Below are 3,768 nucleotides of genomic sequence, written 5' to 3' on the forward strand. Positions count from 1 at the left end.
TGCACGGCCGCGCCGGCTTCCCGCTCCTACGCCAGCGGATCCTGCTCCAATGATCAACACGAAGCGTTACCACCGATTACGGGCCAGAGCCGTTTTTCTTACAGTCCCCGCTGCTGCGCAACCCGTCCCTCGACCTGCAAGGAGATGACGTATGACCTCGCCGATGCCGCTGTACCCGGACCTTCCGGAGAACGCGCTGATCGTGTTGATCGGTGCCTCTGGCGCGGGCAAGTCGACGCTGGCCGCTACCTGGCTCGCGAGCCAGGTGCTCTCGCTTGACGCCCTGCGTGGTGCCGTTAGGTGGGCCGTGGTGCGCTCATGTGTGCAGGGTGGTGCTGGGTGGGGTGTGGAACAGGTCCTGGTAACGGGAGGCGAACCGGCCGAGGTGGAGGAAGCCCCAGTGAACGGCGATCTGGGTGACGGTGGTGGTGGCGGGGTCGGCGTCGAGCAGGTCTCGGTGGGCGCGCAACAACCGGACGTCGCGCAGGTAGGCGAGCGGGGTGGTGTCGAGGTGGCGGCGGAAGGCGTACTGCAGGGTGCGGGGGGTGACGCTGGAGGCGCGGGCGATCTCGGCGAGGGTGAGGTCCTGATGGGCGTGCTCGTCGATGAACGTGGTGGCGCGGTGCACCGTGTTGCGGGTGGCGTCGGTGCGGTCGTGGGGGCGGTCGGTGGTAGTGGTGACACTGTTGGGGAAGACCGCGAGCGCGGTGGCTGCCAACAGCTGTGCAGTGTTGGCCACGAGCAGGGGTGCCTCGGTCGCCAACTGGGGGTGGTCGAGGAGGCCGCCCAGGTAGACACCGGTGGCGCGCCAGTGGTCGGCCAGGGCCTGGGTGGCCGGGCGCAGTGAGGTGAAGCGCAGCGGTCGGGTCTGCTCGGGCAGGGCGCTTGCGACCTTGTGGAGCAGTGGCAGCGGGAGGGTGGTGGTGCCCACGTGCGCGTCGTGGGTGGTGGCGGAGTGTTCGGTGGCGGGCTGTCCGGTCAGGAACAGGTCCTCGGCGCCCAGGTGCTCCACGCCTGCCGGGGTGTGTCGCTCCGCGGTGCCGGCCAGCAGGCGGGCAACGACGATTTGAGGCGCGGGCTGGGAGGTGAACCGGAGCCGGCCGGGCAGGCGGTGTTCACCGGCCTGGAACAGGCCGGCGTCGGTGTGCTCGATCTGGAACAGCTGGCCGGGTTCGGGGGCGGTCATCCGGATCGGCGTGCGGTAGGCGGCGGCGAGTTCCTCGCGGGCCCGCTCGGGGCTGGTGGTGGCCAGGCGGCGGCGCGTCAGCGGGGCGTCTGTCGGGGCGGGGGTGGCGGCCGGTCGGGCGGCCTCGGTCAGGACTGCGGCGCAGAGGACGGCCAGGGTGCAGCCCGCCGCGGCGGCGTCGCTGGTCAGCCGCGCGCGCGCCTGTTCGGCGGTGGTGCGGGTCTCCTGCATGATCACGCCGATGGCACGCTCGATCGCGGCGCCGGCGGCCAGCTGGTGGCGTAGGCCGTGCGCGTGCCCGGACGGGGGCAAGGGGTCCTGCCTGAACACGGCTCTCCTCTACCAAGGCCAGCTCGTTTGTCGGCTCACGACGGGGCCCGGGCCCAGGCACTGTTGCCACGCTAGTGCGCGCGACACCCAGGTGGTGCGCGGCGGCGGCCGGTTCACCGGAAAGGACGGCTGCCCCAGGTGGGGGCGTCAACCCGACAGGCAGCCGTGTTGTCCTAGGATGCTGTCAAGCGCGTGAAGGGCGGTGATCAAGGGTGTTGTTGCCCCGAGTCGTGCAGATCATGGGGTCCGTGATCGCCAAGGAGGATCCGGACCTGCCCCAGCGGCTGTGCGTCGCACTGCGGGACGCTTTGGAGGGCCAGGGGGCGGCGCTCGCGCTGATGGCCGACCTGACCCACCACCACACCCTGGCTGCCTCCGGCGACCAGGCCGCGGACCTGTGCCAGCTGGAGTTCGACCTGGGCGAAGGACCGGGGCTGCATTCCGTCGCCCACATCCGCCCCGTCCTGGTCGGCGACCTTTCCGGGGCGGACGCCGAGCGGTGGCCCATGTGGGCGGCGACCGTCGCCGAGCGCGGCCTGCCAGCCCGGGCGGTGTTCGCGTTCCCGCTGCAGATCAGCGGCACCGCGTTCGGCCTCGTTGAACTGTTCCGCGTCCAGCCCGGCGCCCTGGACGAGCTGGACGCGGCCGCGGCCCGGGTCGCGGCGGACCTGGCCGCCCTGGCGCTGGCCCATTCCTTCGACCAACCTGTCGACTCGTTGGGCACGTCGGGGTGGGCGGAGGAGGACCTGGACAGCGTGGAGGTGGACCAGGCGGTGGGCATGGTGATGGCGCAGCTGCGCGCCCCCGACGCCACGGCGCTGTCGATGCTGCGGGCGCGGGCGTTCGCCGAGGGCCGCCGGCTCGGCGACGTCGCCCAGGACGTCCTCACCCGCAAGATCACCTTCGAGGCCGGCAAGCAGGGGCAGGAGTAGCGTTGACAGGAACGAGGGAGGTGGCCGTGGACCGATCCGAGCCCGCCATCGAGGCGTTCGCGGAACTCGCGGATGCCCTGGTCGGCGACTTCGACCTCGTCGAGACCCTAGACCGGATCGTCGGCCACTGCGTCACCGTGTGCGGGGCAGCCGGCGTCGGCCTGGTCATCCAGGACGCCCACCATGTGCTGCGCGACATCGCCTACTCCGACGACCAGGTCCGCCGACTGGAACGCCACCAGGTGACCGTCGACGAGGGCCCATGCGTCGACTGCGTGGCCACCGGTGACATCGTGATCGCCCACGACCTCGGCGCCGCGCACACCCGCTGGCCCCGCTTCGCCCCCGCCGCCCTGGACGCCGGGTTCACCAGCGTGCGGGCCCTGCCGATCCGGCACCGCGGCCGTACCATCGGCGCCCTCAACCTGTTCGACCAGGACACCGGCGCCGGCAGCGAGGCCGCGCTGCGGGCCGCGCAGGCGTTCGCCGACCTGGCCCTGCTCGCCGTCCTGCAGCAGGCCCAGCCGCGCGACGGGATCGCCGCACACATCACCCGTGCCTTGCACGACCGGTCCGGGATCGAACGCGCCAAAGGCATGCTCGCCCACGACGCCGACACCAGCCTCGACCACGCCTTCACCCTGCTGCGCGCCCACGCACACCGCACCGGCCAGGGCATCACCACGCTGGCCCGCGCCCTGGCGGAGGGCCAGACCACCACCAGGGAAGTCCTCGCCGCAGCCCCCTCGCAGTAACCATCCGGTCCGTGCTTCGCTCCCGAGACCGCCGACCCGCACTTCTTGGGCCCGCGTGCTGGAAGGTGTTGTCACGTTGTTGGGGTGTGATCGTCTGCTGGCGTGTCGGGGTGTGCGGGCTCTGGCTGAGGGCTTGGGGTCAGGCTCCTGTGGGCAGGCCGATGCCGGCGGTGATGTGGTCCCTGATGGTGAAGCGGAGGAGTTTCTCGAAGCGGTGGGCGGCGGTCGTCAGGTGGCGTGGGTGCCTGAAGTGGGGTTTTGGGCCGGACCGGGTGAGTGGAAGCCTTTCGTCGCACGTTCGCGCTGCCTGGCGGGCTGGTGGCTGTTCCCGGCCCGGTTGTTCAGGCCCTTGTGTGAACGGTGCTCGACCGAGTGCATGATCCCGCGGTGCGTGCTTCCGTAACTCTTCAGCTTGCCGGTCACCAGCTCCCGGGGGACACGCGTCTGCTTCTTCATCAGCTTGGTCAGGGACCGCTTGGCCGCCTTGGTGTCCCGCCTGGACCGGACGAGGATGCCGAGTACATGGCCGTCCTGGTCGACGGCGCGCCACAGGGAGTGCCGCTCG

The 3,768-nt window shown here is 71.3% G+C and carries 3 protein-coding genes and 2 pseudogenes; 3 read left to right on the forward strand and 2 right to left on the reverse strand.

The genetic code is table 11. The features are described 5' to 3' along the window. Positions 1–151: 151 nt before the first annotated feature. Positions 152–298, forward strand: a pseudogene (locus ABZ624_RS42330) (AAA family ATPase); the annotation flags it as partial. An 18-nt stretch (positions 299–316) separates the two neighbouring features. On the opposite strand, the gene ABZ624_RS42335 reads toward ABZ624_RS42330, so the two are convergent. Further along, on the reverse strand, positions 317–1,516 hold the full coding sequence (locus ABZ624_RS42335) for a helix-turn-helix domain-containing protein (RefSeq protein ID WP_360100966.1): 1,200 nt from the start codon (positions 1,514–1,516) through the stop codon (positions 317–319). 248 nt (positions 1,517–1,764) lie between these two features. Between ABZ624_RS42335 and ABZ624_RS42340 the strand changes: the two genes are divergently transcribed. Then, positions 1,765–2,448 (forward strand): ANTAR domain-containing protein, encoded by a 684-nt coding sequence (locus ABZ624_RS42340; RefSeq protein WP_360100968.1) that lies wholly within the window; start codon positions 1,765–1,767, stop codon positions 2,446–2,448. Positions 2,449–2,474: 26 nt separating this feature from the next. Then, positions 2,475–3,203 carry a GAF and ANTAR domain-containing protein gene (locus ABZ624_RS42345; protein ID WP_360100971.1) on the forward strand — a complete coding sequence of 243 codons (729 nt, stop codon included), beginning with the start codon at positions 2,475–2,477 and terminating at the stop codon, positions 3,201–3,203. Positions 3,204–3,497: 294 nt separating this feature from the next. On the opposite strand, the pseudogene ABZ624_RS42350 reads toward ABZ624_RS42345, so the two are convergent. Further along, positions 3,498–3,768: pseudogene (locus ABZ624_RS42350) on the reverse strand (DDE-type integrase/transposase/recombinase); the annotation flags it as partial.

The organism is Streptomyces sp. NPDC007205, from assembly GCF_040634095.1.
GTDB lineage: Bacteria > Actinomycetota > Actinomycetes > Streptomycetales > Streptomycetaceae > Streptomyces.